The following is a 4,605-nucleotide window of genomic DNA, read 5'->3' as shown; positions in this document are numbered from 1 at the left end:
GTGCTCATGATGCCAATTTATACCCACCGGGGGTATAAATCAAGACGGCCGATGATGCCCTCCGCCGGTGCTGCTGGACGGGTAGGAACGCGCCACCCGGCGAGTATGAAATTCTGGACCCATGGCTTCATGGATCGAGGATTACGCGCTGCTGTCCAACATGCGCAGCGGCCCGCTGGTGTCCCGCACGGGTTCCGTCGATTGGTGGTGCGCTCCCCGCTTTGATTCCCCGGCGATGTTCGCCTCACTGCTGGGTGGGCCGGATCACGGGCGGTGGTTGCTGGCGCCGGTCTGCGCGGTGGACGAGGACAGTGAGGTGGTCCTTGACCGCGGGGCAGTTACGGCCGTTGAGCGTTTCTACGCGGAGAACACCTTTGTGCTGCACACCGTGTGGACCACCGAGACCGGAACCGTCCGCGTCACGGACTTCATGCCGCTGACCTCCCGCACCGCGCTGATCCGCCGGGTCGAAGGTCTCACCGGCGAGGTGGAGATCTTCCAGGACGTGCGCCTGCGCTTCAACTTCGGCGCGTCGGTGCCGTGGTTGAGCCGCTTCGACGTGGCGGAAAGCGATGAGTCCGGCGAGCACACGGAGGGTGTGCTGGTGGGTATGGCCGGCCCGGACGCCGTCGTCTTCCGCGGCGAGCCCTTGCCCGAAGCGGACGAGGACCGGTCCAAGCGCCGGCACGCCGGCACGTTCACCGTGGCCGCGGGTCAGACCAAGGACTTCTCGCTCACATGGTTCCCGTCCCACAGCACGCCACCGGAAGCCGTGGACGTCAACGAGACGCTCACCGCCACGATCAACCTGTGGCAGGAATGGTCCGGACTCTACGATCCCGCGGCCACCGAGGCCAAGCTCGCGGAACGGGAACACACCAAGCATGCGCCCACGCCCGCCGAACGCGCCGCGGAACTGACCGTCACCCAGGACGCCCGTGAGGACATCATCCGCCGCAGCCTGCTGGTGGTGCGCGGGTTGATGCACCAGGCCACCGGCGGTTTGATCGCCGCGGACACCACCTCCCTGCCCGAGGTGCTGGGCGGGGACCGCACGTGGGACCACCGTTTGTCGTGGCCTCGCGACGCCGCATTCGCTCTGGAAATCATGCTCGACCACGGGCACGACCGTGAGGCCGCCCAGCTGCGCAATTGGTTGCTGCGCGCGGTCGCCGGGGACGTGGACCACCCATCCAACGTCTACGGCCTGGACGGTTCCGTGGTGGGTCGCGAACGGCTCGTGGACCTGCCCGGCTACGAGCGCGCCCGGCCCGTGCGCGAGGGCAACACCGCCGGTTCGCAGTACCAGGCGGACGTGGCCGGGCACGTGCTGGTGGTCTTCGAACGCCTCCGACACCGCGGCGTCCAGGAGGATCACCTGTCCTGGCCGTTGCAGCAGGGCCTGCTGCGCGCCGTGGTGGCCAACTACGAGGACAAGGACCAGGGCGTGTGGGAGATGCGCGGTGAAGCCCAGTACTACACCTATACACGCGTGATGATGTGGGCCGCGCTGCAGGCCGGGGTGGACGCCGTGCGGATCCACGGGTTGCCCGGTGACGTGGAGACCTGGGAGGAACACCGCGACCAGTTGGCCCACGAGATCTGGACCAACGGTTATGACCCCGAGGTCGGCTCCTTTGTGCAGTACTACGGTTCCACCGCCGTGGACGCCTCGCTGTTGCAGCTGCCCAAGGTCGGGTTCGTCGCGTATGACGATGAGCGTATGTTGGGCACGGTCGCCCGGATCCAGAGGGAACTCACCGACCGTTCCGGGCTGCTGCACCGCTACCGCAACCTCCCGCAGCTCACGGACCTGGACGATGTCGAGGCGTTCGCGTCCTCGATCGGCCAGGACGGTTTTGCCGGCCAGGCGGCGCCGTCGGTGTCCGCAACGTTGCAGCTGGCGGATCAGCTGGCGAGATGCGAACGCGTGGAAGAGGCCGTGAAGCTGCTGGACACCGTGCTCGGAACGGCCAACGAGCTGGGCCTGTTGTCCACCACCTATTCCACATCCGAGCAGCGGGCCACGGGCAACTTTCCACAGTCCGAGTCGCATTTGAACCTGATCCGTGTGCTGGACACCCTGAAGGTCGTGCAGGGCAGGGGTGCCGCGCAATCGTGAGTGGTTTCTCTTCGGTCACGGCGGCCTCCGAGTCGGTCATCCCCTGGCGATCCTCGCCCGCCGTGCGCGTGGGACTGTCCCTGGGCATCGCCACGGGGCTGTACGGCATCTCGTTCGGTGCGCTCTCGATCGCCGCGGGGCTCACGTTCTGGCAAACGCAGGCGCTGTCCGCGTTGATGTTCACGGGTGGGTCCCAGTTCGCGTTCATCGGGGTGCTTTCCGGGGGCGGAACGGGCGCGGCGGCCCTGGGAGCGGCGTCGCTGTTGGGTGTGCGCAACACCGTGTACGGCATGACCATGAATGCGTTGCTGCGGCCACGGTCGTGGCGCAAGGTGGTGGCCGCCCAGGTCACCATCGACGAGTCCAATGCCGCAGCCTCCGCGCAGTCCACTTCTTTGGAGCGCAAACGCGGTTTCTGGGTGGCCGGGGTGAGTGTGTTCCTGCTGTGGAATTTGTTCACGGCGGTCGGCGCTCTCCTGGGTGACGCGGTGGGAGACCCCGGTCAGTGGGGTCTCGACGGCGCCGCCGTGGCCGCTTTCCTGGGGCTGCTCTGGCCGCGGTTACGCGAACGCGAACCACTGGCCGTCGCCGTGGTGTGCGGGGTGGTCACCGCCATCAGCATTCCGCTGGTCCCATCGGGCATTCCGGTGCTGGTCGCCGCGGTGGTGGCGTTGACCTGGGGTCTGATGGGTGCGCGATCCGCACGCAAGAGGGTGCGCTCATGAGCATGTGGTTCTGGGTGCTCACGGCCGCCGCCATCGCCTACGTCACCAAGCTCGTGGGGTACTTGGTTCCCGACGCCGTTCTGGACCACCCGCTCGTGCCTCGACTGGCCGGGCTGGTCACCGCGGGCCTCCTCGCCGCACTCGTGGTCATGAACACGTTTGCGTCCGGCACGGAGCTGGTTCTGGACGCCCGCGTGGGTGCGCTCGTCGTGGCCGGTGTGGCCCTGTGGCTGCGGGCCCCATTCCTTGCGGTGGTGATTCTTGGCGCCCTGACCGCGGCACTGCTGCGGTGGGCCGGTTGGGCGGTGTGAGCGGCGCCGTCATCCCGTGCTCCCAACTACTCATCAGGGCGCTGAACACGTTAGCGTTGATGGACCAGCCATGCAGGGCCCGGATCACCTCGGCTGGTGGCCGAGGGAATGCCTCGGTATCTCAGCCGGGCCGAGATTCTGGAGGTGCTGCGATGACCAGCAACATCACCGCTGTGACCGATCCCCGCGAACTCGCGGATGCATCCGTGGACCTGGTACGCCAGTGGCTGGGCCGGGCCAAGGACAACAAGAAACGTAGTTCTCAGAAGAACCCCGCCGAAGATCGTCTGGCCACCGTGTTACAAGATCCGCACGGGCTGGAGTTCACCGTGGGCTTCGTGGACCGTGTGGTCCGCACGGAAGACACCAAGGCCGCGGCCAAGGCACTGCAGGACATTGCCAAGCTGACCCCGGAGTCCATGTCCGCGGTGGACCGCGCCCAGATCAAGGCCGGTACCGCGCTCTCGGACAAGCTCCCATCCATTGTGGTTCCGGCCGCGCGTACCCGCCTCCGCCAAATGGTGGGACACATGGTGGTGGATGCCCGCCCGGGCCCCTTCGGCAAGTCCGTGAAGACCATGAAAGAACAGGGCCACCGCCTGAACATCAACCTCCTGGGCGAAGAGGTGCTCGGCGAACAGGAAGCCGAGAAGCACCTGCAGGACGCCAAGGACCTGCTGCACCGCCCGGATGTGGACTACGTCTCCCTCAAGGTCTCCTCCGTGGTGCCGCAGCTGTCCCACTGGGGCTTCGACCGCACCGCGGATCGCGTGGTCGAGCGGTTGCTGCCGCTGTACGAGGCCGCCGCGTCCAAGGAAGCCGGCGCCATGTTCATCAACCTGGACATGGAGATCTACTCGGACCTGGAACTGACCATGGAGGTCTTCCGGCGTCTGCTCGACAAGCCGCAGCTGAAGAACCTGGAAGCCGGCATCGTGGTGCAGGCCTATCTCCCGGACGCACTGGGTGCCGTGGAGCGGCTCTCCGAGTGGTCCGCCAAGCGCGTAGCTGACGGCGGCGCGCAGATCAAGGTCCGCCTGGTCAAGGGCGCCAACCTGGCACTGGAACGCGTGGACGCCGAGATGCACGGCTGGCCCAGCGCCACCATGGCCTCCAAACAGGCCACGGACACCAATTACAAGCGCGTGCTGAGTTGGTTGTTCACCCCGGCGCGCATGAGCGGGCTGGCCTTGGGTGTGGCCGGACACAACTTGTTCGACATCGCTTTCGCCCACCTGCTCGCCGAGCAGCGCGGGGTGACCGGGCGCATCGAATTCGAAATGCTCCAGGGCATGGCCACGGAACAAAGCGAGGCCGTCTCCACGGACGTGGGTCAGCTGTTGCTTTACGTTCCGGCGGTACGTCCCACCGAGTTCGACGTGGCCGTGTCCTACCTGGTGCGCCGCCTCGAGGAGAACTCCGCGAGCGAGAACTTCATGTCCGGGAT

General features: G+C 66.7%; 4 protein-coding genes. All 4 read left to right on the top strand.

Going from position 1 to position 4,605, the window contains the following annotated elements:
- The first annotated feature begins 121 nt into the window (after positions 1-121).
- Positions 122-2,122: a glycoside hydrolase family 15 protein gene (locus Q4E95_RS08380; protein WP_303382871.1), complete on the top strand. Its 2,001-nt coding sequence runs from the start codon at positions 122-124 to the stop codon at positions 2,120-2,122.
- Positions 2,119-2,847: an AzlC family ABC transporter permease gene (locus tag Q4E95_RS08375; RefSeq protein WP_303382870.1), complete on the top strand. Its 729-nt coding sequence runs from the start codon at positions 2,119-2,121 to the stop codon at positions 2,845-2,847. Before Q4E95_RS08380 ends, Q4E95_RS08375 begins: the two co-directional genes overlap by 4 nt.
- Positions 2,844-3,158: an AzlD domain-containing protein gene (locus tag Q4E95_RS08370; protein ID WP_303382869.1), complete on the top strand. Its 315-nt coding sequence runs from the start codon at positions 2,844-2,846 to the stop codon at positions 3,156-3,158. The genes Q4E95_RS08375 and Q4E95_RS08370 overlap by 4 nt, the downstream gene beginning before the upstream one ends.
- 152 nt (positions 3,159-3,310) lie before the next feature.
- Positions 3,311-4,605 (top strand): proline dehydrogenase family protein (locus Q4E95_RS08365; RefSeq protein ID WP_303382868.1); only part of this gene is annotated, 1,295 nt, incomplete at its 3' end.

Source organism: Kocuria sp., assembly GCF_030536815.1.
GTDB classification, from domain to species: domain Bacteria; phylum Actinomycetota; class Actinomycetes; order Actinomycetales; family Micrococcaceae; genus Kocuria; species Kocuria gwangalliensis.
The sequence above is the reverse complement of the archived record's forward strand: the minus strand, read 5'-3'. Positions and strand labels throughout refer to the sequence as shown.